This is a genomic window from Micromonospora sp. B006 (assembly GCF_003408515.1).
GTDB lineage: Bacteria > Actinomycetota > Actinomycetes > Mycobacteriales > Micromonosporaceae > Micromonospora > Micromonospora echinospora_A.
Genome location: NZ_CP030865.1, coordinates 5,857,343 through 5,882,513, shown reverse-complemented (window position 1 = coordinate 5,882,513; position 25,171 = coordinate 5,857,343). Strand labels below are relative to the sequence as shown.

At 74.4% G+C, this 25,171-nt stretch carries 27 protein-coding genes; 17 read left to right on the top strand and 10 right to left on the bottom strand.

Features of this window, described 5'->3' with window-relative positions:
* Positions 1–61 precede the first annotated feature (61 nt).
* Complete coding sequence (locus MicB006_RS26390) at positions 62–1,495, top strand: aldehyde dehydrogenase (protein ID WP_116509761.1); 1,434 nt, start codon at positions 62–64, stop codon at positions 1,493–1,495.
* Between the two features lie 60 nt (positions 1,496–1,555).
* Here the strand turns inward: MicB006_RS26390 and MicB006_RS26385 are convergent, their stop codons facing one another.
* Positions 1,556–1,960: a ChaB family protein gene (locus MicB006_RS26385; RefSeq protein WP_073827585.1), complete on the bottom strand. Its 405-nt coding sequence runs from the start codon at positions 1,958–1,960 to the stop codon at positions 1,556–1,558.
* A 140-nt stretch (positions 1,961–2,100) separates the two neighbouring features.
* Here MicB006_RS26385 and MicB006_RS26380 point away from each other — a divergent pair, with 140 nt between their 5' ends.
* From MicB006_RS26380 to MicB006_RS26360, 5 genes are all read left to right on the top strand, one after another.
* On the top strand, positions 2,101–3,153 hold the full coding sequence (locus MicB006_RS26380) for a YihY/virulence factor BrkB family protein (protein ID WP_116509759.1): 1,053 nt from the start codon (positions 2,101–2,103) through the stop codon (positions 3,151–3,153).
* A gap of 57 nt (positions 3,154–3,210) precedes the next feature.
* Positions 3,211–3,627, top strand: a complete 417-nt coding sequence (locus tag MicB006_RS26375) for a DUF2795 domain-containing protein (RefSeq protein WP_116509757.1) — start codon at positions 3,211–3,213, stop codon at positions 3,625–3,627.
* Between the two features lie 56 nt (positions 3,628–3,683).
* A complete protein-coding gene (locus tag MicB006_RS26370) occupies positions 3,684–4,145 on the top strand; it encodes an SRPBCC family protein (RefSeq protein WP_073827582.1) in 462 nt (153 codons plus the stop codon).
* A gap of 101 nt (positions 4,146–4,246) precedes the next feature.
* Entirely contained in the window at positions 4,247–4,510 is a 264-nt protein-coding gene (locus MicB006_RS26365; RefSeq protein ID WP_192900139.1) for a hypothetical protein, read from the top strand.
* A 164-nt stretch (positions 4,511–4,674) separates the two neighbouring features.
* Positions 4,675–4,887 carry a hypothetical protein gene (locus MicB006_RS26360; protein WP_116509753.1) on the top strand — a complete coding sequence of 71 codons (213 nt, stop codon included), beginning with the start codon at positions 4,675–4,677 and terminating at the stop codon, positions 4,885–4,887.
* 1 nt (position 4,888) lies between these two features.
* Here the strand turns inward: MicB006_RS26360 and MicB006_RS26355 are convergent, their stop codons facing one another.
* Positions 4,889–5,335, bottom strand: a complete 447-nt coding sequence (locus MicB006_RS26355) for a hypothetical protein (protein WP_116509751.1) — start codon at positions 5,333–5,335, stop codon at positions 4,889–4,891.
* 162 nt (positions 5,336–5,497) lie between these two features.
* Between MicB006_RS26355 and MicB006_RS26350 the strand changes: the two genes are divergently transcribed.
* Positions 5,498–5,860 (top strand): DUF6401 family natural product biosynthesis protein, encoded by a 363-nt coding sequence (locus MicB006_RS26350; protein ID WP_116511839.1) that lies wholly within the window; start codon positions 5,498–5,500, stop codon positions 5,858–5,860.
* Positions 5,861–5,955: 95 nt separating this feature from the next.
* On the opposite strand, the gene MicB006_RS26345 is transcribed toward MicB006_RS26350, so the two are convergent.
* Positions 5,956–6,816, bottom strand: coding sequence for a hypothetical protein (locus tag MicB006_RS26345; RefSeq protein WP_116509749.1), 861 nt, complete (start codon positions 6,814–6,816; stop codon positions 5,956–5,958).
* Between the two features lie 200 nt (positions 6,817–7,016).
* Here MicB006_RS26345 and MicB006_RS26340 point away from each other — a divergent pair, with 200 nt between their 5' ends.
* The 3 genes from MicB006_RS26340 to MicB006_RS26330 all read left to right on the top strand — a co-directional run bounded on the left by MicB006_RS26340 (position 7,017) and on the right by MicB006_RS26330 (position 11,249).
* Positions 7,017–9,173 (top strand): SpoIIE family protein phosphatase, encoded by a 2,157-nt coding sequence (locus MicB006_RS26340; RefSeq protein WP_116509747.1) that lies wholly within the window; start codon positions 7,017–7,019, stop codon positions 9,171–9,173.
* Positions 9,174–9,182: 9 nt separating this feature from the next.
* Entirely contained in the window at positions 9,183–9,860 is a 678-nt protein-coding gene (locus MicB006_RS26335; protein WP_116509745.1) for an HAD family hydrolase, read from the top strand.
* Between the two features lie 99 nt (positions 9,861–9,959).
* The gene (locus MicB006_RS26330) at positions 9,960–11,249 is read left to right on the top strand and encodes a sodium:proton antiporter (protein WP_116509743.1); all 1,290 of its coding nucleotides are present in this window, start codon (positions 9,960–9,962) and stop codon (positions 11,247–11,249) included.
* Positions 11,250–11,275: 26 nt separating this feature from the next.
* Here the strand turns inward: MicB006_RS26330 and MicB006_RS26325 are convergent, their stop codons facing one another.
* On the bottom strand, positions 11,276–12,214 hold the full coding sequence (locus MicB006_RS26325; RefSeq protein WP_192900339.1) for an NAD(P)/FAD-dependent oxidoreductase: 939 nt from the start codon (positions 12,212–12,214) through the stop codon (positions 11,276–11,278).
* A 101-nt stretch (positions 12,215–12,315) separates the two neighbouring features.
* Between MicB006_RS26325 and MicB006_RS26320 the strand changes: the two genes are divergently transcribed.
* Positions 12,316–12,540 carry a DUF3072 domain-containing protein gene (locus MicB006_RS26320; protein WP_116511837.1) on the top strand — a complete coding sequence of 75 codons (225 nt, stop codon included), beginning with the start codon at positions 12,316–12,318 and terminating at the stop codon, positions 12,538–12,540.
* 4 nt (positions 12,541–12,544) lie between these two features.
* On the opposite strand, the gene MicB006_RS26315 is transcribed toward MicB006_RS26320, so the two are convergent.
* The gene (locus tag MicB006_RS26315; RefSeq protein ID WP_116509740.1) at positions 12,545–13,045 is read right to left on the bottom strand and encodes a metallophosphoesterase; all 501 of its coding nucleotides are present in this window, start codon (positions 13,043–13,045) and stop codon (positions 12,545–12,547) included.
* A gap of 85 nt (positions 13,046–13,130) precedes the next feature.
* Positions 13,131–14,948 carry a glycoside hydrolase family 15 protein gene (locus tag MicB006_RS26310; RefSeq protein WP_116509738.1) on the bottom strand — a complete coding sequence of 606 codons (1,818 nt, stop codon included), beginning with the start codon at positions 14,946–14,948 and terminating at the stop codon, positions 13,131–13,133.
* A gap of 111 nt (positions 14,949–15,059) precedes the next feature.
* Between MicB006_RS26310 and MicB006_RS26305 the strand changes: the two genes are divergently transcribed.
* On the top strand, positions 15,060–15,647 hold the full coding sequence (locus MicB006_RS26305; protein ID WP_073827797.1) for a general stress protein: 588 nt from the start codon (positions 15,060–15,062) through the stop codon (positions 15,645–15,647).
* A gap of 53 nt (positions 15,648–15,700) precedes the next feature.
* Here the strand turns inward: MicB006_RS26305 and MicB006_RS26300 are convergent, their stop codons facing one another.
* Complete coding sequence (locus tag MicB006_RS26300) at positions 15,701–16,285, bottom strand: DUF1684 domain-containing protein (RefSeq protein ID WP_116509736.1); 585 nt, start codon at positions 16,283–16,285, stop codon at positions 15,701–15,703.
* 102 nt (positions 16,286–16,387) lie between these two features.
* Between MicB006_RS26300 and MicB006_RS26295 the strand changes: the two genes are divergently transcribed.
* Together MicB006_RS26295 and MicB006_RS26290 are read left to right on the top strand one after the other, a co-directional pair.
* Positions 16,388–16,870, top strand: coding sequence for a MarR family winged helix-turn-helix transcriptional regulator (locus MicB006_RS26295; RefSeq protein WP_073827571.1), 483 nt, complete (start codon positions 16,388–16,390; stop codon positions 16,868–16,870).
* A gap of 11 nt (positions 16,871–16,881) precedes the next feature.
* Positions 16,882–17,868 (top strand): pirin family protein, encoded by a 987-nt coding sequence (locus tag MicB006_RS26290; RefSeq protein ID WP_116509734.1) that lies wholly within the window; start codon positions 16,882–16,884, stop codon positions 17,866–17,868.
* Between the two features lie 44 nt (positions 17,869–17,912).
* Here the strand turns inward: MicB006_RS26290 and MicB006_RS32630 are convergent, their stop codons facing one another.
* Positions 17,913–18,041 carry a hypothetical protein gene (locus MicB006_RS32630; RefSeq protein ID WP_255292629.1) on the bottom strand — a complete coding sequence of 43 codons (129 nt, stop codon included), beginning with the start codon at positions 18,039–18,041 and terminating at the stop codon, positions 17,913–17,915.
* A gap of 140 nt (positions 18,042–18,181) precedes the next feature.
* On the opposite strand from MicB006_RS32630, the gene MicB006_RS26285 reads away from it, so the two are divergent.
* On the top strand, positions 18,182–19,771 hold the full coding sequence (locus MicB006_RS26285; RefSeq protein WP_116509732.1) for a phospholipase D-like domain-containing protein: 1,590 nt from the start codon (positions 18,182–18,184) through the stop codon (positions 19,769–19,771).
* On the opposite strand, the gene MicB006_RS26280 is transcribed toward MicB006_RS26285, so the two are convergent.
* Positions 19,720–20,457, bottom strand: a complete 738-nt coding sequence (locus MicB006_RS26280) for a hypothetical protein (protein ID WP_116509730.1) — start codon at positions 20,455–20,457, stop codon at positions 19,720–19,722. The genes MicB006_RS26285 and MicB006_RS26280 overlap by 52 nt on opposite strands.
* Positions 20,458–20,791: 334 nt before the next feature.
* Between MicB006_RS26280 and MicB006_RS26275 the strand changes: the two genes are divergently transcribed.
* Positions 20,792–21,613, top strand: a complete 822-nt coding sequence (locus MicB006_RS26275; protein WP_073827567.1) for a SigB/SigF/SigG family RNA polymerase sigma factor — start codon at positions 20,792–20,794, stop codon at positions 21,611–21,613.
* A 132-nt stretch (positions 21,614–21,745) separates the two neighbouring features.
* Positions 21,746–24,289 (top strand): ATP-dependent helicase HrpB, encoded by a 2,544-nt coding sequence (hrpB, locus tag MicB006_RS26270; protein ID WP_116509729.1) that lies wholly within the window; start codon positions 21,746–21,748, stop codon positions 24,287–24,289.
* A 3-nt stretch (positions 24,290–24,292) separates the two neighbouring features.
* Here hrpB and MicB006_RS26265 read toward each other — a convergent pair whose 3' ends face one another.
* Entirely contained in the window at positions 24,293–25,018 is a 726-nt protein-coding gene (locus MicB006_RS26265) for a PP2C family serine/threonine-protein phosphatase (protein ID WP_073827565.1), read from the bottom strand.
* Positions 25,019–25,171: the final 153 nt, after the last annotated feature.

The window sequence follows — 25,171 nt, the reverse complement described above, 5'->3', positions numbered from 1 at the left end:
ACCCGGCCGGTCACCGGGCGAAACGCGTTTGTCCCGCCCAGGCCGGGGCAAGCACGGCCGCATGTACACGGTTGCGCAGCTCATAGGTGGAGTGTGGGGCGCCGGTGGCGAGGGCGGCGAACTCGTCGTCCACGATCCGGCGGACGGGTCGCCGGTGAGCCGGGCGCCGGTGGCGACCGCCGACGAGGTGGCCAAGGCGGTGGAGGCGGCCCGGGGCGTCGCGGCGGAATGGGCGGCGACCTCGCCCGCGGACCGGGCCGCGGCGCTGCACCGGGCGGCGGACGCGGTCGAGGCGGCGGCCGAGGATCTGGCCCAGGCCACCACCGCGGAGATGGGCAAGCCCCTCGACGACGCGCGGGGTGGAGTGGCGGCGGGCATCGGCACGCTGCGACAGTACGCCGAGCTGGCGCCGGTGCGGGGCGGCCGGACGCTGCACGGCGGGCACGACGCGCTGGACTTCATGGCCCCCGAGCCGCGCGGCGTGGTCGCGGCCATCACCCCGTGGAACGATCCGGTGGCGGTGTCCTGCGGCCTGCTCGGCGCGGCACTGGTCACCGGCAACGTGGTGCTGCACAAGCCGAGCGAGCGAACCCCGGCGACCGGCTGGCTGCTGGCCCGGGCGCTGGACTCGGCGTTGCCGGCCGGGGTGCTGTCGCTGCTCACCGGCGGCGGCGAGGTGGGCGCCGCGCTGTCCGGGCAGGACGTCGACGTCGTCGCCCACGTCGGTTCCACAGCCACCGGCCGGGCGATCGCCGCGGCGGGCGCGCGGACCGGCGCGAAGGTGTTGCTGGAGAACGGCGGCAGCGACCCGCTGGTGGTGGACGCGGACGTCGACCCGGTCTGGGCGGCCGAGCAGGCGGCGCTCGGTTGCTTCGCCAACGCCGGTCAGATCTGCGTGGCGGTCGAGCGGATCTACGTGCACCGGGACGTCGCCGAGGGCTTCCTGGACGCACTCGTGGCGCGCGCCGAGGCGCTCACCGTGGGCCCCGGCCGTGACCCGGGCACGCAGCTCGGCCCGCTGGTCGACCGGCGGCACCGGGACCACGTGCACGGGCAGGTCACCGCCGCGGTGGCCGCCGGCGCCCGGGTACGCGCCGGGGGCACGCTGCCGGACGGGCCGGGCGCGTTCTATCCGGCCACCGTGGTCGAGGGCTGCCGCCACGACATGGCTCTGGTCCGCGAGGAGACGTTCGGGCCGGTCGCCCCGGTGGTGGTGGTCGACTCGTTCAGCGAGGGGCTGCGCTGCGCGGCCGACTCCCCGTACGGCCTGGCCGCCACCGTGCTGACCGGCTCGATGAGCCACGCCCAGCGCGCCTGGCGGGAGCTGCCGGTGGGCACCGTCAAGGTGAACGCGGTCTTCGGCGGGGCGCCGGGCGGCGCCGCGCAGCGGCGCCGGGGCAGCGGCCACGGCTTCGGGTACGGCCCGGAGCTGCTCGACGAGTTCAGCACCGTGAAGGCGGTGCACCTTCAGGCGCCGGGCGGCGGCCACTGGTGAGACGGCACGAAGCGAGCCCGGGACCGAGGCGGTCCCGGGCTCGACGCGTACCCCCAGGGGTCAGCGACCGCCGCGGGCCTTGCGGGTCGCGTTGTTGTTGGCCTTCTCGATCGCCTTGACCAGTTCCGGCTTGGTCATCCGGGACCGGCCGCGCACGTCCAGTTTCTTCGCCACCTCCATGAGGTGGTCCTTGGTGGCGTTGGCGTCCACCCCGCCGGCCGTGTTCGCGCGCCGGGCCGGGCCGCCGCCTTCGGCCTGCTTGTCGCTGGGACCCTTGCGGCCCTTGGGCTCCCAGTGGTCGCCCACCTTCTCGAACTCGTGCTTGACGGCGGCGAAGGCGGTGCGGTGCGCCCGCTCCCCCTCGCCGTAGGTCTCGACCGCCGAGTCGTGCGTCTTCTCCCAGGTCCGCTGCGCCTTCGCCGGCGAGCGCCGCAGCGTGCTGGGCAGTACCTCGCGCCCGGGCATCTCGTCCTCCTGGAGTCTCGATCGTCTGTCTTGCCTGGTTCCCTGCCGCACGGCGGGCAAACCGGCGCCCCGGTTTGTCGATTTCCCCCGGGGGGTACCGCCCGGCCACGCCCGGCAGCGGGGCGGTGAAGGAGGCGGACATGACCGTGACGGCACCACAGGTGGTCGGCGGCCGGACGCGGTCCCGTCTCCCCCGCCGGATCCGGCAGCTGAACTGGCGCACCTGGCGGGGCGTGCTGGTGCGCAGCGGCAAGGGTTTCGTCACCGACAACTGCGCCGACTGGGCGGCGGCGCTCACCTACTACGGGGTGCTGGCGCTGTTCCCGTCCACGATCGTGGTGGTGGCGCTGGTCGGCCTGGTCTCCGACGGCCCGCGCACCGTCGACACGGTGATCGACCTGGCCCGGGAGATCGGCGCCGGCTCGGTGGTCGGCAACGACGCGTTCGTGGGCGTGGTACGCAACGTCGTGGAGCAGCAGGGTTCGGCGAAGGTGCTGCTGAGCTTTGGTCTGCTCGGCGCGCTCTGGTCCGCCTCCGGGTTCATCGGCGCGTTCACCCGCGCCTCCAACGCGATCTACGGGGTGCGGGAAGGCCGGCCGTTCTACCGGCTGCGCCCGTTGCAGATCGGCATGGCCGCGGTGACGATCGTGCTGCTCGCCGTGGTGGCCACCGGGCTGATCGTCAGCGGCCCGGTCACCGACGCGGTGGGCGACCTGCTGCACGCCGGGGCGGTGGCCCGCACCACGTGGTCGGTGGCGAAGTGGCCGCTGCTCGCCGTGGTCGCGATGACGCTGCTGTCGCTGCTGTTCTGGATCGCGCCGAACGTCCGGCAGCCGCGGTTCCGCTGGCTCACCCCGGGCGGCGCGCTGGCGCTCGTGGCCTGGGTGCTCGCGTCCTTCGGCTTCGGCCTCTACGTGGCCAACTTCGGCTCGTACGACGTCACCTACGGCAGTCTCGGCGCGGTCATCGCGTTCCTGGTCTGGCTCTACCTGTCCAACTGCGCGCTGATGCTCGGCGTGCAGGTCAACGCCGAGCTGCAACGCGGGAGGGTGATGCAGGCCGGGGTCGAGGAGCCGGACGACCCGGTGCTGCCGCCACGCGCCCCGGCCGACGAGGACAAGACCGACACGGACCAGACCGACACGGACCAGACCGATGCGGACAAGACGGCCGACCGGTTGCCGCCCGGATGACCGCCTCCCCCGGCCGGCCCCGGTTTACCGGCGGTCCCCCGGGGCATCTCCCAAGGCATGGAACGAGGCAGCAGCAAGCACTCGCCCAGGGTCGACGACCAGATGAGCAGCGAGGTCAAGGGGCTCGTCCAGGGCCCGGGGACCGGCGGCGCGCGGGTCGACGAGTTCCGCCAGCCCGAGCCGTCCGGCGAGGACCAGCCCGAGGCGACCACGGCTCCGGCCGGTGAGCTGCGTACCGGCGCTCCCCAGGGCATGAGCTCGGCGGACGTGGAGGAGCGCAGCCGTCTCGGCCGTTTCATCGGCATGGCCGCGCTGCCGGGCGACCGGGAGACGCTGGTCGCCAACGCGCGGGAGAACGAGGCGCCGGCGGACCTCGTCGCCGCCCTGGAGACCCTGCCCGAGGGCACCCGTTACCGCACGATCTCCGAGGTGTGGGCCGCGCTCGGGCACAAGAACGAGACGACGCGCTGGTGAGCGGGCCGGCCCACGGCCCGCACGAGACGTACCAGCGGAACAGGAGGAACCCCGACATGAGTGGTGTTACCGAGCATGTGGACGTGGACGTCCCGATCCGGACCGCGTACGACCAGTGGACCCAGTTCGAGGAGTTCCCGCACTTCATGGAGGGCGTGCAGGAGGTCCGGCAGCTCTCGGACACGATGACCCACTGGACCGTCGAGATCGCGGGCGTGAAGCGCGAGTTCGACGCCGAGATCACCGAGCAGTTGCCGGACGAGCGGGTGGCCTGGCGCTCCACCGGCGGCACGCAGCAGGCCGGCGTGGTGACGTTCCACCGCCTCGACGAGGGGCACACCCGGGTCACGCTGCAGATGGAGTTCGAGCCGCACGGCGCGGTCGAGAAGGCCGGCGACAAGCTCGGCGTGGTCGACCGGCGCGCCAAGGGCGACCTGGAGCGGTTCAAGCAGTTCATCGAGCGGCGCGGCCAGGAGACCGGCGCCTGGCGCGGTTCGGTCGACCGGCCCGTCCCCTGAGCCACCTCCCCCGTACCCGAGCCTCGATGGCCGCCGGCACTGTCGGCGGCCATCGCCGTGTCCGGCCGTTTGCGATCATCCGGTCCGGGTACCGCAGGGGAATGACCGACAACGACCGCCACGTGTGGCGCGACGAGGACCGTACTCCCCTGCACGAGCTGGACCAGGCCGTCGCCCGGTCGGCGATGGACGGCCAGGGCGACGACGTCACGGCCAACGACGCCGGCGAGGAGGCCGCGTTCGGCCACGGCCCGGAGGCGGTGGACCGGGGCGCCGGTCCGGAGGCCGAGCGGCGCGAGATGACCGATGCGGACCGGGCGTACCGGCCGTCGACGATCGGGCGGACCGGCCCGGACAGCGGTTGATCCCGGGCGGCTGCGGGCACCGGTGCCGATGCCCGTAGCCGCCGGATTCATGCTCGACCGATGCGACAAAAAGTGCGGTACGGACAGCCAGGAAAACGGACAGCCCATCCAGAATCGGCCGAACGGCTGACGGCACTCCCCCTGTCGCGCGCAAGACTTTCGGAATGCAACAGGGCTCCGGTTTCCTCTCCAACCGTCAGCGCAAGCTCGCCTGGCTGGGCTTCCTGCTCGCCGCGATCCAGGCTCCGGTCTCCGCCCGGTTCACCGAGGACAGCTCCTGGCTGTTCAGCCTGGTGGTGGCGCTGATGGTCGCGACCGTGATCATCGCCGACGACGGCGCACGCCGCCGCCCGGCCAACGCCCGCCCCTCCGACTGACTCAGCTCGTGCCGGGACGCGCCTCGTGCCCCGGCACACCCCGGCTGCGGCGGCGTTCCTTCATCTCCGCCTCGTAGAGGTGCCGCCGCCCCTCGACCAGCTCGTCGCGGGCCTGCCGGTCCAGCTCCCGGAAGAGCGCGTAGTACCCGTCGTCGAAGTCCTCGACGATCTGGAACGTCCACCGCCCGGCGATGACATTGCGTCCGAGCAGCTCCCGGTCGACGCGCTCGGCCAGGGCCGGGTGCCCGGCGGAGCGGAACATCTCCACGGCGTCGTCGAGCATCAGGTCGGCGTGGCCGATCAGCTGGTGCAGCTCGTAGAGGTGCCCACGTGCCCGTTCAACGCACTCCAGGGCCTCGCTGAGCTTGCCCAGCGCCTCGACCGTGGCGTCACTCACTCCCTCCGGGCGCCGGTGTGCCCGGTCCGGTCCGTCGGCCTGGTGTCCCATGATGTCCCTCCGTGGGCCTGCTGCGTGGTCCTCATGCCGGACTTCTGCCCCCGCACGGGCGACTCAATCCCCGCGGACGGGGTGGCCGGTCCCCCGGACGACCCGGCAATCCGCCGGTCGGCCGAGGTCGGCCCGCGCCGGGCGGCGTTAGCCTCGGACACCATGCGCGTGCCGAACAACCGGGTCGCGACCCGCTCCGCGGCAGTGGCCGCGCGGTCGACCCTCACCACGCTGACCACCGCCGTCGGCACCGCCGGCCTCGCCGCGGCCCACGCGAACCCCGGGCTGCTCGCCGAGGTCGACCAGCACGCCGCGGGGGTACGCGACAGCCTCGACGGCGACCGCCACCCGCTGACCGTGGCCACGCTCGCCGGATACGCCGAGGGGCTGCGCGAAGCGGCGGCGGAGCACGGCTGGACGCCGCCGGCCGAGCCGGTGGACTGGTCCTCGCCGGACTGGGTGCTCACCCGCCTCCTGGCGGTCTGCCTGCTGGCCCGCGCGCTCGACCCGCGTCACCTGGCCTGATCCGTACACCCGGCCGACCTCGACGGCCGGGCTGCTCCGGACACGGCTTCGGGGTGCCCGCGATCACCCCGCGGACACCCCGTCACCCGTTGCCGTCAGCCTCCCGGCCGGCGGAACTGTTGCGTCTCGTCGCCCATCTCGCCGGAGCGGTACGTGCCCGCGCCCGACATCGACGACTGCGGCGCGGCCGGCGTCGGTTGCCCGCCCCGGTCGGCCATCTTGCGTTCGTAGTCGCCCCGGCCGGCCTGCTGCGCCTGCCGCTGCTCCCGGAACGCCCGGGACTCCTCGGCGGCCCGGTGCAGCCACCCGTCCCAGCGGTCCTGCATCGGCTTGATCAGACCACCACCGACACCGACGATCAGGATGCCGGCCACTGTGGCGAGGAAGGCCACGAGCACCGGTGTGGTCACCGTGGTGGCGATACCCACCTGGTTCAGCGCGGCGATCACGCCGAGCGCCAGGATGAAGATCGCCGTCACGTCGGCCAGCACCCGGCCGTACGAGAGCCCGCCGAGCGCCCCGGAGACCAGGTCCCGGACAGCGTTGCCGATGGCGGCGGCGATCACCACGATCACGATCGCCACGAAGGCTCGCGGAAGCCAGGACACCACCCCGCGGATCAGGTCGCTGATCGCGTTCGGTCCCCATACCCCGAAGGCGAACTGCAGGGTGAACAGCAGGACCGCGTAGTAGGCCAGTTTGGCCAGGATGTCGCTGGCGTCGTACTTGGTGCGTTCCAGGGCTCGTTTGATGCCGCCGCGTTCCACGGCGCGGTCGAACCCCACCCGTTCCAGTGCCGCGTCCACGATTTTGAGTACGGCTCGGGCGATGAGCCAACCCACGACGAGAATCGCGATGAACGCGATCGCCCGCGGTACGAAGAGCAGCACCGACCTCCAGAAGTCGGTCCAGGCCGCACCGATGTCGACCTGCCCGACCGCGAGGGTTTTCGGCATGATGTCCCTCCTGTCGCGTGAACTGCGCCGCCCGCATACCCGGTGACCAGGGCAGCACTCCGGGCCGGACCGGGCCAATTTCCCGACATGGGTGATCGAACCGGCCCTGACCTGCCCGAACGTCCACGCGACCGCAAGCCGGGACCCGCCACGAACGCATGATCGGAACCAGCCCGCCACGCTCCGGTTAGGCTGCGGTCATGCCAGGCACCGTCGGTCGGGTTCCCACACCGCCCGCCCCCGCACCGGGAGCGCCCGCCGATCCCGTCGTCCACGGGCCGCCCGCGCAGACCGATCATCCGTGGGCCGGCACGCCGCTGGGCGCCCCGCAGGGCTGGGATCCGGCGGTACGCGCCGTGATGGACGTGGTGCTCGCCTCCCCGGTGCCGATGGCGCTGCTTCTCGGCGACGACCTCGTCGTCTTCTACAACGACGGGTACGCCGAGCTGATCGGCGACCGGCACCCGCACGCGCTCGGCCGGCCGGCGGCCGAGGCGTTCGCCGAGGTGTGGCGTGATCCCGGCGCCGGCGAGGCGCTGGAGCGCGTCTACCGGCACGGCGAGCCGTTCCTGCAGCGGGAGGCGGTGCTGCCCGCCGACCGGCAGGGCCCGGCCGAGCCGGCCGTGTTCACCCGTGGGCACTGCGCGGTACGCGACTCGAACGGCCGTATCGTCGGCGTGCTCACCGTCTCGGCGCAGACCACCCAGCTGACCCAGCAGTTGCAGAGCCTGAGCGACTTCGCGGCGGCGCTGTCCGGCACGCTCACCCTGGACGACGTGGCCCGGGTGACGCTGCGCTACTGCCTGCACTCCTTCGACGCGGACCGGGTGTCGTTCGCGGTGGACGAGGGCAGCGCCTGGCGGCTGGTCCGCCGCATCCGCGGCGAGCTGCTCGACGAGGCCGACGAGCGGCTGCCCCCGCTGTGGCGGCGGATGTCCGCCGAGTCGGCGCTGCCGGCGGTGGTGTCCGCGCGCAGCGGCGTGGCCTCGTTCACCGCCGACGGGCAGCCGCTGCGCGGCGTCGCGGCGGACCGGCACGACGAGAAGATCCGCGCGCTCGCGGCGCTGCCGCTGCGCACGAGTGTGGTCCGTGGCTCGCTCACCATCGGATACCGGGAGCCGCGTCCCTGGTCCCCCGCGGAACGGGCGCTGCTCGCCGCGTCGGCGGAGCTGGTCGGCCAGGCCGCCGAGCGGGCCCGCCGCTTCGAGACCCAGCACGGCACCGCCCAGATGCTGCAACGCAGCATGCTGCCGGAGCGGCTGCCGGACCTGCCCCGGCTGCGCATCGCCGCCCGGTACGACCCGGGCGTGGACGGCAACGCCGCCGGCGGCGACTTCTACGACGCGTTCCTGCTGCCCACCGGGGCGCTCGGGGTGGTGCTGGGCGACGTGGCCGGGCACGACGTGCAGGCCGCCGCCCGGATGGGTCAGGTGCGCGCCGCGCTGCGCGCGCTCGCCCTGGTCGACCCCCGCCCGGACGCCGTGCTCGACGGCCTGGACCGGCTGGTGGCCAGCCTCGGCGTGGAGGGCGGCACGCAGGAACTGTTCGTCACGGTGGTGTTCGGCGTGGTCGAGGCGGACCGGGAGCGGGTCACGCTCGCCAGCGCCGGGCATCCCGCGCCACTGATCCGCCGCGCCGGGCCCGGCGCGACGGCGGTCGCCGAGTTCGTGCAGGTGCCGCCCGCGCCGCCGCTGGGTCTCGGCGGGCGCGCGCGTACCGCGAGCGTGCCGTTCCACCCCGGCGACACCCTGCTGCTCTACAGCGACGGCGTGGTGGAGCGGCGCTGGCAGGATCTGGCTGCCGGGCTGGCCGGGCTGGGCGCGGCGGTCACCGGGGCGGCCAGCGGGGACCCGCGTGCGCTGTGCGCGGTCGCGACCGCCGCCGTGCCGGGCGCCACCGAAGACGACGTGGCGGTGCTCGCGGTGGAGTACGCGGTCCGGCCGAGCCGGTCGGCGAGCATGGAGGTGCCGGCCGAGCCGACCGCGCCGAGCCGGGTCCGGCACTGGATGACCGCGCAGCTCACCGAGTGGCAGGTGCCCGAGGCGGTGATCGGCGCGGCGGTGCTGTGCACGAGCGAGCTGACCACGAACGCGCTGCTGCACGCCGGCACCGCCGCCCGGGTCGAGGTGGACCTGTCCGCGGAGCGGCTGCTGGTGTCCGTGGCCGACTCGGGCACCCGGGGTCAGGTCACCCGTGCCCAGACCGACACGCTCAGCAGCCGGGGCCGCGGGCTGGGCCTGATCGAGGAGCTGAGCGACGCCTGGGGCACCGACCCGACCGTACGCGGCTCGACTGTGTGGTTCGAGATCCTCATTCCGTCGGACGGGTCGCGCGTCGGCGACGCCCCGGCCGGGTAGGAGCCGACCATGACCGACGACAAGCGCCGCGGTGTCCTCTTCGACGCGGACGGCACCCTGGTCGACACGACGTACCTGCACACGGTGAGCTGGTGGGAGGCGCTGCGCCAGGCCGACCACCGGGTGCCGATGGCGCGGATCCACAGGTCCATCGGCATGGGCTCGGACAAGCTCCTCGACCACCTGCTCGGCGCGGAGCGCGACCGGGACGCCGACGGCCGGCTGCGCGACGCGCACGACGCGCTCTACGGCGAGTACTGGGAGCGGCTCACGCCGCTGCCCGGGGCGCGGGAGCTGCTGCGCGCCTGCGCGGAGCGCGGGCTGCGGGTGGTGCTCGCGACCTCGGCCGCCGAGCACGAGGTGACCGCGCTGCGGGCCGCGCTGGACGCGGACGACGTGATCGACTCGGTCACCTCGTCGGCCGACGCGCAGGAGAGCAAGCCGGCGCCGGACATCCTGGTCGCCGCGCTGGAGCAGTCGGGACTGGCCGCCGAGCGGGTGGTGTTCGTCGGCGACTCCGTCTGGGACGTCGCCGCCGCCGGCAAGCTGGACATCCCCTGCATCGGGCTGACCTGCGGCGGCACCGGCCGCGCGGAGCTGGCCGGCGCGGGCGCGGTGGCGGTGTACGACGACCCGGCCGCGCTGCGGGACGCCCTGTCGGACAGCGCCATCGCGTCGCTCGGCTGACCGGCCTCGACCGGCGGGCACGCGCAGGCTTAACCGGGCCCGCTTCGGGGCACTGCTGGACTCCACCGCCCGGGCGACGGGCGTCGGAAGGGTGGTGCCGTGGAACCGGTCGATGTCGCGTTCGCTCTGCTGGGCGTCGGTGCGCTGCTGGCCGGGGTGCTCCCCCGGGTGCTGGAGAGACGGCCGCTGTCGATGCCGATCGCGTTCCTCGGGCTCGGCATGCTCGTCTTCCTGCTGCCCACCGGTCTGCCCACACCGGACCCGCTGCGCTGGCCGGAGTTGACCACCCACCTCACCGAGGTCGGGGTGATCGTCGCGTTGATGGGCGCCGGCCTGAAGATCGACCGCCCGTTGAGCTGGGCCCGCTGGTCGTCGACGTGGCGGCTGCTGGCCATCGCCATGCCGTTGTGCATCGCCGCGGTGGCGCTGCTCGGCTGGTGGTGGGCCGGCCTGGTGCCGGCCGCGGCGCTGCTGCTCGGCGCGGCGCTCGCGCCCACCGACCCGGTGCTCGCCTCCGACGTGCAGGTGGGCGAACCGACCGATGTGGAGGACTCGGAGGACGAGGTGCGCTTCGCGCTCACCTCCGAGGCGGGCCTGAACGACGGGCTGGCCTTCCCGTTCGTGTACGCGGCCATCGCGATCGCCACCACCGGTCTCGCCCCGTCCGGCTGGCTCGGCGAGTGGTTCGCGGTGGACGTGCTCTACAAGCTCGCCGCCGGGGTGGGCGGCGGGCTGCTCGTCGGCTGGCTGCTCGGCAAGCTGTTCTTCCGCGCCCCGAGCAAGCTGCGGCTGGCCCGGCACTCCGAGGGGTTCCTCGCGCTGGCCGCGACGTTCCTCGCGTACGGGCTGGTCGAGGTGATCGGCGGGTACGGATTCCTGGCCGTGTTCGTGGCCGCCCGCGCGATCCGCGCCGCCGAGCGCACCCACGAGTTCCACTCCGTGCTGCACGACTTCGCCGAGCAGGTGGAGCGGCTGCTCACCGTGCTGTTGCTGCTGCTGTTCGGCGGCGCGGTCATCGGCGGGCTGCTCGCCCCGCTCACCTGGCCGGCGGCGCTGGCCGGACTGGCCCTGGTGCTGGTGATCCGGCCGCTGGCCGGGTGGCTGTCGCTGCGCGGAGCGCCCGGCAAGCCGGCCGAGCACTGGGTGATCTCGCTGTTCGGCATCCGCGGCGTCGGCTCGTTCTACTACCTGGCGTACGCCACCAGCAAGACCGACTTCCCGCAGGCGGATCTGGTCTGGGCCACTGTCGGTCTCGTGGTGGTGGTGTCGGTGGTGGCGCACGGCATCGCCGCGACCCCTGTCATGCAGCTGCTCGACCGGGCGGGCCAGCGCACCGGCGAGGGCGCCGAGGCCGGGCGGGCGGCGCAACCGGTCGGCGCCACGGGCTGAACGCCCCGGGCCCGGGCCGGCGCGCCTCAGGCCAGCCGGGCGGCGAGCGCGCGGCCGAGGTCCCGGCCGGAGCGCCAGGCGGTCTGCACGCGCGGGCGACCGAACGCGTCGCCGGCCAGGCCGATCCCGTCGTCGTCCAGGTGGAAGGTCGCGCCGTCGGCGCGGGCCGCCGGCGTCGCGTACGTCCAGCGGTGCACGTGGGTCGACAGCGCCTGCTCGGGCAGCCCGAGCAGGTCGCGGACCGCCTGCTCGACGGCCGCTCGGGCCCCGGTGGGCTGGAGCAGGTGCCCGGCGGCGAACCCGGCGGTGGTGTGCGCGACGAGCACCGGCGCGCCGTCGCCGCGCCGGTCGCCGTCGTCGCAGACCAGGCTGAGTACGGGGTGGTCGTTGACGAACGCGCCCCGGAAGTCCGCCCAGCGGCGGGCCGGGAAGTGCAGCACCCCGGTCAGCGCGGACGACCACCGCTGCGCGGCCACCGCCCGGGTCGCCTCGGCCAGCGCCGGGTCCAGCAGCAGCGCGGCCTGCGGGCCGGGCATGGCGAGCACGACCGCCTCGGCCTCGGCGCCGTCCACCCGGGGGCCCGGCTCGACGCTCATCACCAGCCGGTTGTGGGTCACCGGCAGGTCGCCGGCCAGATGTTCGACGAGCGAGCGCAGCCCGCGCGGGGCGGCCCAGCGCATCGGGCCGCTGACCTGCTCGCGGCCGCGCGGCCCGTACGCGACGAGCGTGTCGGTCCACTCCCGCGCCAGCCCGGCCGCCCGCCACCGGTCCACCACGGCGGCGAAGTCCGGGTCGTCAACTGTGAAGTACGCGGCGCCGAGGTCGGCCGGGCGGCCGTCGAAACGCTTGCTGGCCATCCGCCCGCCGGTGACCCGGGCGCGCTCGCGCAGCCGTACCGGGATCCCGGCCCGCGCCAGCTCGGTCGCGCACGCCACTCCGGCGATGCCCGCGCCGACCACCACCACGCCCGCCCGGTCCGTCGTCACCAGGTGATCGTAGGCGGCGGCCGGCATGAACCCGGCGGGCCGGGGGTAGTGGAACACCTGTTCGAGGAGAGGTGATGAGCATGGCCGACCGCGCCAACACCAACGGCAGGAGCGTGAACCCGGACGCCGCCGTCAAGGACCCGGACGACTGGGTCACCGGCGACGAGCCGCCCACCGCCGCCCAGGAGTCGTACCTGCACACGCTGGCCCAGGAGGCGGGCGAGCCGGTGCCGGAGGGCCTGACCAAGGCCGAGGCGTCCCGGCGGATCGACGAGTTGCAGGCGGAGACCGGCCGGGGCCGCTGAGCGGTCAGCGCGGGGGCAGGCGGTGCAGCTCGACCCGGTCGAGCCGCCCCGCCGCCACCCGCGCGGTCAGGTACGTGGCGTGCGGCTGCGCCCGCCGGTCGGTCGGTGAGCCGGGGTTGAGCAGCCGCAGGCCGCCCGGCGCGACGCTGTCCCAGGGGATGTGCGAGTGCCCGAAGACGAGCAGGTCGCAGTCGCCGTACGCGGTGGCGCAGCGCTCCTCGCGGCGGGTCTTCGGGCCGGTCTCGTGCACCACGGCGACCCGCAGGCCGTCCAGCTCGACCCGGGCCACCTCGGGCAGCCGGGCGCGCAGCGCAGGGCCGTCGTTGTTGCCGTACACCCCGACCAGCCGGCGCGACCGCTCCTCCAGCGCGTCCAGCAGCGCCACGTCCACCCAGTCCCCGGCGTGCACCACCACGTCCGCGGCCTCCACCGCCGCCCACAGCGGCGCGGGCAGGTCCCGGGCCCGCTTCGGCACATGCGTGTCCGCCATGATCACGAGATCCACCCCCTCATCCTCCCCCAACCCACCTCTTCTCCCGCGTCGATCATGAGGTTGGCGGCACTCAGGGAGATCGACTACGCCGTCAACTTCATGATCGACGCGAAGACGCGGCGGTGGGGGCGGGGGCCTCGGCGCGGGCGGCGGCGTCGGTGATGCGGCCGGCGGCGATGATCAGGCCGATGTGCGAGTACGCCTGCGGGAAGTTGCCGACCTGCTCGCCGGTGTCCTGGTCGATCTGCTCGGCGTAGAGCCCGAGGTCGTTGGTGCGAGCGGCCACCTGCCCGAACAGCCGCCGGGCCCGGTCCAGCTCGCCCGCTTCGGCCAGGCAGGCGGCCAGCCAGAACGAGCAGATCACGAACCCGGCCGGGTCGCCGTCCCAGCGCCGCAGCAGCCCACCCCGGGACAGCCGGCGCTCGATGACGTCCATCGTGGCCCGCATCCGCGGATCGCTCGCGGGCAGGAAACCGACGAGCGGCATGAGCAGCACCGAGGCGTCCAGGTCGTCGGAGCCGAAGACCCCGGTGTACGCGCCGACCCGCTCGTTCCAGCCCCGGGTGAGCACCGCCGCCCGTACCTCGTCGCGGGCTGCCGCCCAGCGGGCCACGTCGGCCGGCTCGCCGATACGCGAGCCGAACCGGACCGCCCGGTCCAGCGCGGTCCAGCACTCCACCTTGGAGGAGACGTAGTGCCGCTCCGGGCCGCGCCCCTCCCACATCCCGGAGTCGGGCAGGCGCCAGCCGCGCACGGCCTGGTCGGCGAGCATCCGCAGCAGGTCACGCACCTCGGGTGACATCGGATCGAGGTAGTAGCGCAGCAGCCAGGCCGCGTCGAGCACCTCGCCCAGCACGTCGTTCTGCCGCTGCCGCCAGGCGTCGTTGCCGACGACCACCGGCCGGCTGCCGGCGTACCCGGCGAGGTGGTCGAGGTCGTGCTCGGTCAGGTCCCGCTCACCCTCGACGCCGTACATGATCGGCACCGGCTCGTCGCCGATCAGCCCCATCGCCCGCGCCACCCAGGTGAACTGCCGGTCCGCCTCGTCCGGGCAGGCGGCACGCCAGAGCGCCTGGAGGGTGAGGCTGAAGTCGCGCAGCCAGACGAAGCGGTAGTCGTAGTTGCGGTCACCGCCGGGCTTCTCCGGCAGCGAGGCGGTGGCCGCGGCGACGACAGCGCCGCTGGGCCCGTACGTCATGCCCTGCACGGCGAGCGCGCTGCGCCGCACCTCGTCGCGGAACTCGCCCTGGTAGTCGTGCAGGCCGGACCAGGAGCGCCAGCCCGCCACCGTCTCGGCCACCACGTCGGCGGCGTCGGGCAGCGCCGGGGCGGCGCCGTCGTACGTCGGGGCGTACCCGAGGGTGAAGCGGTGCCTGCTGCCGGCGCGGGCGGTGAACCGCCCGACGGCGGTCCCGCCGTCGAAGCTCAGCGGGACGTCGCAGCGCAACTCCAGGTGGCACGCCCCGGCGGTGGCGCCCACCACCCCGTCGCGTTCGGTGAGGTAGGCGCCGACGCGGCCGTACTCGAAGCGCGGCGCGTAGTCGACGCGCATCGGCACCTCGCCGGTGAGCCCCTCCACCACCCGGACGAGCACCCGCGGCGAGCGCAACCCGATCTCGTGCCCGCGCGCGCCGGACTCCAGCGCCAGCGCGTCGGTGACGGCCACCGTGCCGGTCCCGGTGGCGAAGACGGTACGCAGCACGAGCGTGTCGTCCAGGTAGGAGCGCGTGCTGGTGGCCTCGCCCTCGGGGCGGATGCTCCAGTGCCCGGCGTCGGAGTCGAGGAGCCGCCCGAACACCGACGGCGAGTCGAAGCGGGCCGGGCACCACCAGTTGACGGCGCCCTCCCGGTCGACAAGCGCCGCGCTGCGCCCGTCGGCGAGGAAGCCGTGCTCGCTGATCCGTCCGGTACGCACGACTGTGGCTACCCGGCACGGGCGCCGCCATGCCTGGCCGCATCGGTGGCGGTCGCCGCGTTACCGCTCGCCGGGGGTGGGAACGCGGCGGGTTGACGAAGGAGGATGCTCATGACCAGACCCTCGACTCCGACCGCGGCCTGGCAACCCGGAATGCCGGGCAGCGACAACCTCCCGTCCGGCCCGGGCGGTCGCCCGACGCCGCCGAGCGGGGACGGGCACGGACCGCAGGCCGGTTCGGCGACCGTCACAATCGGCTCGTACCCGGACTATCCGTCCGCCCAGCGCGTGGTGGACTATCTGGCCGACAACCGGTTCCCGGTGGAACGTACCTCGATCGTCGGTACGGACCTCACGCTCGTGGAGACCGTAATGGGACGGCTCACCACGGGCCGGGCGGCCCTGCTCGGGGCCGGCACCGGCGCCTGGTTCGGTTTGTTCATCGGGTTGCTCTTCGGCATCTTCACCGCCGGCAACTGGCTCGCGGTGATCCTGGTCGGCCTGGTGATCGGCGCGATCTGGGGTGCGGTGTTCGGCGCTGTCGCGCACGCGATGAGCGGCGGTCAGCGTGACTTCACGTCGGCCAGTTCGCTGCGGGCCGCCCAGTACGCGGTCACCGTGGACGCGGAGCTGGCCGGTCAGGCCCAGCAGCTGCTCAGCCGGATGCACCTGACACCGACCGGCGCCACCGCCCGCTGACCGGCGGTACGCGACATCGAGGGAGGGCCCCGCCGGGGTCCTCCCTCGCCGCGTCAGTGGTACGCCCGCTCACCGGCGCGCAGGGGCACGTCCACCCGGTTCTCCGGCGGGGCCAGCGGGCAGGCCCACCTGTCGTCGTAGGCGCAGCTGGGGTTGTAGAGGTAGTTGGCGTCCAGGCGTACCCGGTCACCGGGCAGCACGGTCAGGCCGCGGCCGAACGTGCCCTTCACCGTGTCGGTGAGATACCGGCCTCCGCCGTACGAGCCGTCGCCGCAGGTGGCGTCGCGCAGGGGCAGGAACAGCCCGCCCCCGTACGCCTCGATCCACCAGAGCGTCAGCGGTCCCCACGGCGTCTCGGCGACGGCCACCCGCCGGTACGCGACCACGCCGTCCGGGCCGCCGGTGTCGATGCGCAGCTCACCGGAGGCGGGCCGCAGCGGCGCCTCGACCACTGCCGCCAGGTCGGGCGGGTACCACCGCAGCCCGGTGAAGCCGGGCCGGTCGGCGGGCGGCACCGGGCTGCTGGGGTGGGTGCGGAACAGCTCGTCGCGGGCGGCCCGGAAGCCGGTCAGGTCGAGGTCGGACAGGTAGAGCCGGGCCACCCGCTCCCGCCAGTCGAGCAGGTCGAGATCATCCATCCCCCGACCTTATCTTCAGTTTTCAAGAAGAGCCGCGACCGGGCCGCACCGCACGCAGCAGGGCCACTTGTTTAAATTTTAAATAGTGCTACCCTCAGAGCCATGACGGAGAGCCTGGACGCGGAGCGGATGGCCTGCTGGCGCGCGTACATCGAGTCGAGCCAGCGGCTGTTCACCCGGCTCGAGGACGACCTGCGCGCCGACAGCGACCTGAGCTTCGCCGACTACCACGTGCTGGTGCTGCTCTCCGAGGCGCCCGGCCAGCGGCTGCGCATGGGTGAGCTGGCCGACCGGCTGGTGTTCTCGCCGAGCCGGCTGACCTACCAGGTCACCACGATGCAGAAGCGCGGCCTGGTGGCGAAGGAGGCGTGTCCGGCGGACCGGCGCGGCAGCGAAGCCGTGCTCACCGCGGCCGGCCTGCTCGCCCTGCGCGAGGCCGCGCCGCACCACCTGCGCTCCGTGCGCGCCCACCTGATCGACGACCTCGACGACGCCGAGGTCGCCTGCCTCACCCGGGTCTTCGAGCGGCTCGGCCGGCGCCTGCGCGCCGACCGCACCGCGTCGTCCACCCCGGCCGACAAGTAAGGAGCCCCGCGATGCCCGCGATCACCGTCGACGACGTCCTCGTCCTGCCCCGCCTGCCGAAGCTCGGGGAGGCCACCGAATACCGCTCGGTCCGCCGGGTCACCACCGCCCCCAGCGGGTACGAGGGCGAGGGCTTCCCGGTCCGCCGGGCCTTCGCCGGCGTGCCGATGACCGAGCTGGACCCGTTCATCCACCTCGACCAGATGGGCGAGGTCGACTACGCGCCGGGCGAGCCGAAGGGCACCTCCTGGCACCCGCACCGCGGCTTCGAGACGGTGACCTACATGATCGACGGGATCATGGACCACCAGGACTCGACAGGTGGCGGCGGCACCATCACCGACGGCGACACCCAGTGGATGACAGCAGGTAGTGGCCTGTTGCACATCGAGGCGCCGCCGGAGCACCTGGTGATGAGCGGCGGGCTGTTCCACGGCCTTCAGCTCTGGGTCAACCTGCCCCGGGTGGCCAAGATGAGCGCGCCCCGCTACCAGGACATCCGCGGCCGGGAAGCGGCGCTGCTGACCACGCCCGACGGCGGCGGCCTGATCCGCGTCATCGCCGGCGAGATCGCCGGGCACCAGGGCCCGGGCTCGACGCACACGCCGATCACCATCGCGCACGTCACGTTGCAGCCCGGCGCCGAGCTGAGCCTGCCGTGGCGGTCGGACTTCAACGCGCTGGTGTACGTGCTGGCCGGCCGCGGCACCGTCGGCACCGACCGGCGGCCGATCCACCTCGGCCAGCTCGCCGTGCACGGGCCCGGTGAGGCGCTGCGGATCACCGCCGACCGGACGCAGGACTCCAACGCCCCGGCGCTGGAGCTGTACCTGATGGGCGGCCAGCCGATCCGCGAGCCGGTGGCGCACTACGGCCCGTTCGTGATGAACACCCGCGCCGAGCTGATCAAGGCGGTCGAGGACTTCCAGGCCGGCCGGCTCGGGGTGATCCCGACCGGGCGGGTGCCGCACAGCGACGGCCAGGGCGACCGGCCCTGACCTGCCACGGGCGCCCCGGTTCGCCGGGGCGCCCGGCCGCGGTCTCAGGAGACGGCGAAGATCCCGGCCACCCCGAGGATCACCATCAACAGGACCGCCACCAGCGCACCCCGCTCCCCCTCCACCGCCTGGTCGCGGTCGTCGGTCACGGTGTTCGTCGTCTCGGCGGGCATGTCGGTGCCTCCTCGGTTTCGCGGTCCAGGGGTCCGGCGCACCCCTGACGCGCGCACCGACGCCGACCTGCTGCTCGACGTGCGGGGCCCTGCCGGGGGTCCTACCGTGTGAGGACGTCGTCGACCTCGGGGGGTGGAACGTGACTCTGCGGGACTGGTTCCTCACCGCACAGGAACGCGCCAACCCGGGCTCTGAATTACCCGTCTGGACCGATGGAAACCTCGCCGAGCCGCTGATTCACGGTGCCGCGTACTTCGACCGCCTGGTCAGCGAGGTGGAGGCGCTGTCGGCGGGCGACCACCTGTTCTTCACCGACTGGCGTGGCGACCCGGACGAGCGGATGCGCCCGGACGGCCCGACCGTGGCGCAGTTGTTCGCCCGGGCCGCCCAGCGCGGCGTGATCGTCAAGGGCCTGGTCTGGCGTTCCCACCTCGACGCGCTGTCCTACAGCGAGGCGGAGAACCGCGACCTCAGCGAGGCGATCCGCGCGGCCGGCGGCGAGGTGCTGCTCGACCAGCGGGTCCGGCGCGGCGGCTCGCACCACCAGAAGCTCGTGGTGCTGCGCCGGCCCGGCGACCCGAGCCGCGACATCGCGTTCGCCGGCGGCATCGACCTGTGCCACAGCCGCCGCGACGACGCCGCCCACGCCGGCGACCCGCAGCCGATCGGCATGTCCCCCCGGTACGGCCCCACACCGCCCTGGCACGACGTGCAGCTCGCGGTGCGCGGGCCGGTGGTCGGCGCGCTCGACACGACGTTCCGGGAGCGGTGGACCGACCCGATGCCGCTGGACTCGGAGAACCCGATGGCGTACCTGCGGGACCGGATGCGCGGCTCCGACCTGCGCCCGGACCCGCTGCCCGAGCAGCCCGCCGACCCGCCGCCCTGCGGGCCGCACCACGTGCAGGTGCTGCGCACCTACCCGGCGGTGCGGCCCCGCTACTCGTTCGCCCCGGACGGCGAGCGCACCGTGGCCCGCGGCTACACCAAGGCGGTACGCCGGGCGCGGCGGCTGATCTACCTGGAGGACCAGTACCTCTGGTCGACAGAGGTGGCCGAGCTGTTCGCGCAGGCGCTGCACGAGCACCAGGACCTGCACCTGGTGGCGGTCGTGCCCCGGCACCCGGACGTGGACGGCCGGCTCGCGCTGCCGCCGAACATGGTGGGCCGGGAGCAGGCGCTGTCGCTGTGCCACCGGGCCGCGCCGCAGCGGGTGCACGTGTTCGACGTGGAGAACCACGACGGCACGCCCGTCTACGTGCACGCGAAGGTCTGCGTGGTGGACGACGTGTGGGCCAGCGTGGGCAGCGACAACTTCAACCGCCGGTCCTGGACGCACGACAGCGAACTGTCCTGCGCGGTGCTCGACGACACGCGGGACGAGCGGGCCCCGGCCGACCCGGCCGGGTTGGGCGACAGCGCCCGGGTGTTCGCCCGCGACCTGCGGCTGCGGTTGTGGCGCGAGCACCTGGACCGCGATCCCGGCGGCGCGCAGGACGACGACCTGATCGATCCGGCGGACGCGGTGGCGGCGATCACCGCGGCGGCGGAGGAACTGGACCGCTGGCACGCCGGGGGCCGGGCCGGTCCCCGTCCGCGGGGCCGGTTGCGGCCGCACCGCCCGGAGCGGCTGCCCTGGCGTACGCGGCTCTGGGCGCTGCCGGCGTACCGGCTGGTCTACGACCCGGACGGCAGGCCGCTGCGGGCCCGGCGGGCCGGCACCTGGTGAAGGCCGGTCACCTCGTCGGGCACGTTCGGGCGGGCCGGGTACGCGAACGACACGCGCGGCGAGTAGAAGCCCCAGCACACGTGCAGCGGGTTGGCCGGCCGCAGCGCGTGGACCGGGTGCTCCGGCGCCGGGAACTCCACCGACTCGACCTCGAACGGTGACACCGGCTCGGCCACGTACGGGTAGTCGGTGACGATCAGCTCGCCGTCGAGACGGGTGAGGTAGCGGTGGTGGCCGTTGTGCGCCTCGGTGCCGGTGTGCCCGACCCGGGCGGTGACCCGGATCAGCGGCGTGCCGTCCGCGGCCCGGGTCTCGGAGGTGAGCCGGTCGCCCCGCACGTCCACCCGGGTCTGCCCCTCGACGGCCGGCGCGCCGCGCGCGGCGGCGTACTGCCGGACCCGTTCGCTGGAGGCGAGGTAGTGCGTCCACCAGCCCCCGGGCGTCCCGCCGTCGGGCGGGTCCATGTCCGCGAGCGAGACACCGATGTAGGTGAGTGAGTACGCGCCGAAGCCGGAGGTCTGCGTCTCGTCGTCGACCACGTACTGGTTGACGAAGACCTGGCGCTGCGGGTGCGGGCGCAGCCCGGCCGGAACCAGCGTCTCGACCGCGCCGGGATCCGCCGGGAGCCAGCTGAACAGCAGCGTCCGGGCGTTGATGACGAGTTGCGGCGCGGCGGGATCCAGCACGGTGCCTCCGTTGACGTGTCGCTACGGACGGTACGGGCGGTCCCGTCGGCGGGACAACGACAGAAAGACGACACTTCGCCCACCTGTCGGATTCCGCGTTGACCGGTCGGGGTAGGAGCGGGGCCGACCGGTCAACGCGGCGCGCCGCCATGCCGAGCGCGATATCAACCGGCTCATGCCTTTCATGGCCGCTTACACCTTAAGTACATCGTACTTTCGGCTAGATTTCCGCAGCACGATCGGGCTATGGTGGCTTCCGAACGTACTACCGTCACCTAAACCTAAGCGTCACGTCTTTTTTCTTCCGTGGACGAGGTGCAGGGAGGAACCACCCATGACCGCTCCCACGATCAGCGCCCCGGCGACCACGCCGGCCGGCTCCGCGAAGCTCGACCCCCGCTCGCTCACCGACAGCGCCGCCGACCTGCTCGACGCGATGGCCGCGCTGCCGGCCGACCACCCGTCGCGGCCCGCGCTGCGCGACCGCGCCATCGAGGCCTGGCTGCCGCTGGCGAACCACCTGGCCCACCGCTACAGCGGTCGCGGCGAGCCGAACGACGACCTGGCGCAGACCGCCGCGATCGGCCTGATCAAGGCGATCGACAAGTTCGACCCGTCGCGCGGCGTCGACTTCGCCGGCTACGCGATCCCCACCATCATCGGCGAGCTGAAGCGCCACTTCCGCGACCGCACCTGGGACATCCGCGTCCCCCGCCGGCTGCAGGAGCTGCGCCTGGCCATCTCCGACGCCAACAGCACGCTGCTGCAGACGCTCGGCCGCTCGCCGACGGTCGCCGACATCGCCGCCCACCTCAAGCTCACCGAGGAAGAGGTGCTGGAGGGCCTGGAGGGCGCCCGCGCGTACAACGCGGTGTCGCTGTCCACCCCGACCGGTGACGGCGAGCGCGCCACCGAGCTCGGCGACCTGATCGGCGGCGAGGACGGCGAGTTCGAGCTGGCCGAGATGCGGGTGGCCCTCGGCCCGGCGCTGGCCACGCTCGACCAGCGCGAGCAGAAGATCCTCACGCTGCGCTTCTACGGCAACCTGACTCAGTCGCAGATCGCCGAGCAGATCGGCGTCTCGCAGATGCACGTGTCCCGGCTGCTGGCCCGGGCCCTGACCAAGCTGCGCGGGCAGCTCGACGGAACGTACTAGCAGGTGGCGGCGGCCGGGTCGGCGGACCCGGCGCAGCGGTCCACCCGGCCCGGTCGGCGGTGCGCCGGCCGGGCCGTTCCGTGTTCCGGGGGCAGCGCGGACCGTCCGGCGGCGCGGTGCGAGAGTGGGTCCGTGCTCGCCGACGTCGCCCTCGACCTGCCGGTCCGGCCGGTGCTGCCGGCGCTCGTCGAGGCGCTGCGCGCCCGGGGCGCCGCCGTGCTGGTGGCGCCCCCGGGCACCGGCAAGACCACCACCGCGCCGCTCGCGGTCGCCGACGCCGTCGCCGGGCGGGTGGTGATCGCCCAGCCCCGGCGGGTCGCCGCCCGTGCCGCCGCGCACCGGATGGCCGCGCTGCTCGGCGGCCGGGTCGGCGACCGGATCGGCTACGCGGTACGCGGCGAGCGGCGGTCCGGGCCACGTACCCGGATCGAGGTCGTCACCACCGGCCTGCTGGTGCGGCGGCTGCACCACGACCCGGAGCTGCCCGGCGTGGACGCGGTGCTGCTCGACGAGTGCCACGAGCGGCAGCTCGACGCCGACCTGGCGCTGGCGTTCAGCGTCGAGGCGCGCGGCACGCTGCGCCCGGACCTCTGGCTGCTGGCCATGTCGGCCACCCCGCAGGCGGACCGGTTCGCCGCGCTGCTCGGCGCGGGCGACCCCGCGCCAGTGGTACGCGCCGAGGCCGCCCTGCACCCGGTCGATCGGGTGTGGGCACCGACGCCGCGCCCGGTGACGCCGCCCGGCAGCGGCCGGGTCGATCCGGCGCTGCTGGACCACGTGGCCGCCACGGTCCGCCGGGCGCTGCGCGAACGCGACGGCGACGTGCTGGTCTTCCTGCCCGGGGCGGGCGAGATCGCCGCGGTCGCGGGCCGGCTGGCCGACCTGCGTGAGCACGTCGCCGTCCTGCCGCTGCACGGCCGGCTGCCCGCCGCCGCCCAGGACGCGGCCCTGACACCGGCCGCCGGGCGGCGCGTGGTGCTGGCGACCGCGGTGGCGGAGAGCAGCCTGACCGTGCCGGGCGTGCGGGTGGTGGTCGACGCCGGCCTGAGCCGCGTGCCCCGCACCGACCTGGCCCGAGGGCTGGGCGCGCTGGTCACGGTGCCGGTGTCCCGGGCGGCGGCCACCCAGCGGGCCGGCCGGGCCGGACGGGAGGCGCCGGGCGCGGTCTACCGCTGCTGGTCGCAGGCGACACACGAGCGGCTCGCCCCGCAACCCGAGCCGGAGATCGCCACCGCCGACCTGACCGGGTTCGCGCTGGAGCTGGCGGCCTGGGGTACGCCGGACGGCGCCGGTCTGGCGCTGCCCGATCCGCCGCCACCGGCCGCGCTGGCCGTGGCAAGGGAGACCCTGCGCACGCTCGGCGCGGTGGACGACGACGGCCGGATCACCGCGCGGGGCCGGGCGGTCGCGGCGGCGGGCACCCATCCCCGGCTGGCGCGGGCCCTGCTGGACGGCGCGCTCCGGGTCGACGCGGACCGGGCCGCCGAGGTGGTGGCGGTGCTCTCCGACGACACGCTGGGCGGGTCGGGGGACGACCTGCCGGCCCGCTGGCGCCGCCTGCGCTCCGGCGCCGACCCGGCCGCCACCGCACGCTGGCGCGCCGAGGTACGCCGGCTGCGTGCCGCCCTGCCCACCGGTCCGGCGCCGCACCGTGGCGACAGCGGACAGCCGGTGGGAGACCGGCGGGAGCGCCTGCCCGACGATCTGGCCGCGGGACTGCTCGCCGGACTCGCGTACCCGGAGCGGCTGGCCCGGGTGCGGCGGCCGGGCGGGTCCGCGTACCTGATGGCCGGCGGGACCGCAGCGGAGCTGGCGCCCGGGTCCGGGCTGTCCGGGTCGGCGTGGCTGGCCGTCGCGGTGGCCGACCGCTCCCCCGGCGCTCCGGCCGCCCGGGTGCGGCTGGCCGCGCCGATCGACGAGGCGACCGCCCGGGAGGCCGGGGCGGCGCTGCTGCGCTCCGGGCGCGAGGTGGCCTGGGCCGGCGGGGACGTGGTGGCCCGGGAGGTGGTCCGGCTCGGCGCGATCGAGCTGGTCGAGCGGCAACTGACCACTCCGGCGCCGGACCTGGTCGCGGCGGCGCTGCTGGACGGGCTGCGGCAGGAGGGGCCGGGACTGCTGCGCTGGACGCCGGAGGCGACCGGGCTGCGCCGCCGGATGGCGTTCTGCCGCCACGCGCTCGGCGAGGACTGGCCGGACGTCTCCGACGCGACGCTGCTCGACCGCGCGCCCGAGTGGCTCGGGCCGGAGCTGGTCCGCGCCCGCCGCCGGGCCGACCTGGGCCGGGCGGACGTGGCGGCGGCGCTGCGCCGGCTGCTGGACTGGCGGCAGGCCGCCCGGCTGGACGAGCTGGCCCCAGAGCGGCTCGCGGTGCCGAGCGGGTCGCGGGTACGTATCGACTACGCCGATCCGGCCGCGCCGGTGCTGGCGGTGAAGCTCCAGGAGACGTTCGGCTGGCGGGACGTGCCGCGGATCGCCGACGGGCGGGTGCCGGTGCTGCTGCACCTGCTCTCCCCCGCCGGGCGGCCGGTGGCGGTCACCGCCGACCTGGCGTCGTTCTGGCGAACCGGCTATCCGCAGGTACGGGCGGAGCTGCGTGGCCGCTACCCGCGTCACCCGTGGCCGGAGGACCCGACCACTGCCGAGCCGACCCGCCGGGCCGCCCCGCGCCGACGGTGAGGGCTACTCCTCGACGACGTCGGCGATCACGACGGTGATGTTGTCCGGGCCACCGGCCCGCAGCGCCAAGTCGATCAGCCGGGCCGCGCAGGCGTCCCGCTCCAGCTGCTCGTTGAGCACCTCGGTGAGCGTGTCCGCGCGGACCACGTTGGAGAGGCCGTCGCTGCACAGCAGCCAGCGGTCGCCGGCGCGGGGCACCATCGTCGCGTACGACGGGGAGACCTGGTCGCCCTGCAACGCCTGGGTGACCACCGCCCGCCGGGGGTGGCTGCTGGCCTGCTCGGCGGTGATCACGCCCTGGTCGACGAGCATCTGCACGAACGTGTCGTCGCGGGTGACCTGCTTGAGCACGCCCTCGCGGAACAGGTAGGCGCGGGAGTCGCCGACGTGCGCCAGCGCCAGGCAGCTGCCGGTACGGGCGAACAGCAGCGCGGTGAGCGTGGTCCCCATGCCCTGACGCTCCGGGTCCTCCTCCACCGCCTGGCGGATCCGCGCGGTGGCCAGCTCGATCGCGCCCTGCAGCGCGGCGACTAGTGCGTCCTCCGGCGTCTCCACGTCCAGCGGGGCGATCGCGTCGATCGCGATGCGGCTGGCCAGGTCGCCGGCCGCCATGCCGCCCATGCCGTCGGCGACCGCGACCAGCCAGGGGCCCGCGTGCTGCGCGTCCTGGTTGCCGCTACGAATCAGCCCACGGTCGCTCGCTCCGACGGAACGAAGCTTCAGGGTCATGGGTCGCAGCCTGCCAGGTCGAGGGCTCGGTTGTCTGTAGGAGATCACCGACATCGTACGTGGCGCGCCGGATCCCTCCGCGAGCGGGCGTTCGGCCGAGCATCGGGCCAGATCGATTGACAGCGACGGAACGCGGTGGAAACATCGCCCTGA

Bases quoted from the DNA above. Each gene is read 5' to 3' on its own strand.
- MicB006_RS26390 (WP_116509761.1), top strand. From the start codon at position 62: ATGTACACGGTTGCGCAGCTCATAGGTGGAGTGTGGGGCGCCGGTGGC.
- MicB006_RS26385 (WP_073827585.1), bottom strand. From the start codon at position 1,960: ATGCCCGGGCGCGAGGTACTGCCCAGCACGCTGCGGCGCTCGCCGGCG.
- MicB006_RS26380 (WP_116509759.1), top strand. From the start codon at position 2,101: ATGACCGTGACGGCACCACAGGTGGTCGGCGGCCGGACGCGGTCCCGT.
- MicB006_RS26375 (WP_116509757.1), top strand. From the start codon at position 3,211: ATGGAACGAGGCAGCAGCAAGCACTCGCCCAGGGTCGACGACCAGATG.
- MicB006_RS26370 (WP_073827582.1), top strand. From the start codon at position 3,684: ATGAGTGGTGTTACCGAGCATGTGGACGTGGACGTCCCGATCCGGACC.
- MicB006_RS26365 (WP_192900139.1), top strand. From the start codon at position 4,247: ATGACCGACAACGACCGCCACGTGTGGCGCGACGAGGACCGTACTCCC.
- MicB006_RS26360 (WP_116509753.1), top strand. From the start codon at position 4,675: ATGCAACAGGGCTCCGGTTTCCTCTCCAACCGTCAGCGCAAGCTCGCC.
- MicB006_RS26355 (WP_116509751.1), bottom strand. From the start codon at position 5,335: ATGGGACACCAGGCCGACGGACCGGACCGGGCACACCGGCGCCCGGAG.
- MicB006_RS26350 (WP_116511839.1), top strand. From the start codon at position 5,498: ATGCGCGTGCCGAACAACCGGGTCGCGACCCGCTCCGCGGCAGTGGCC.
- MicB006_RS26345 (WP_116509749.1), bottom strand. From the start codon at position 6,816: ATGCCGAAAACCCTCGCGGTCGGGCAGGTCGACATCGGTGCGGCCTGG.
- MicB006_RS26340 (WP_116509747.1), top strand. From the start codon at position 7,017: ATGCCAGGCACCGTCGGTCGGGTTCCCACACCGCCCGCCCCCGCACCG.
- MicB006_RS26335 (WP_116509745.1), top strand. From the start codon at position 9,183: ATGACCGACGACAAGCGCCGCGGTGTCCTCTTCGACGCGGACGGCACC.
- MicB006_RS26320 (WP_116511837.1), top strand. From the start codon at position 12,316: ATGGCCGACCGCGCCAACACCAACGGCAGGAGCGTGAACCCGGACGCC.
- MicB006_RS26305 (WP_073827797.1), top strand. From the start codon at position 15,060: ATGACCAGACCCTCGACTCCGACCGCGGCCTGGCAACCCGGAATGCCG.
- MicB006_RS26300 (WP_116509736.1), bottom strand. From the start codon at position 16,285: ATGGATGATCTCGACCTGCTCGACTGGCGGGAGCGGGTGGCCCGGCTC.
- MicB006_RS26295 (WP_073827571.1), top strand. From the start codon at position 16,388: ATGACGGAGAGCCTGGACGCGGAGCGGATGGCCTGCTGGCGCGCGTAC.
- MicB006_RS26290 (WP_116509734.1), top strand. From the start codon at position 16,882: ATGCCCGCGATCACCGTCGACGACGTCCTCGTCCTGCCCCGCCTGCCG.
- MicB006_RS32630 (WP_255292629.1), bottom strand. From the start codon at position 18,041: ATGCCCGCCGAGACGACGAACACCGTGACCGACGACCGCGACCAGGCG.
- MicB006_RS26275 (WP_073827567.1), top strand. From the start codon at position 20,792: ATGACCGCTCCCACGATCAGCGCCCCGGCGACCACGCCGGCCGGCTCC.
- MicB006_RS26265 (WP_073827565.1), bottom strand. From the start codon at position 25,018: ATGACCCTGAAGCTTCGTTCCGTCGGAGCGAGCGACCGTGGGCTGATT.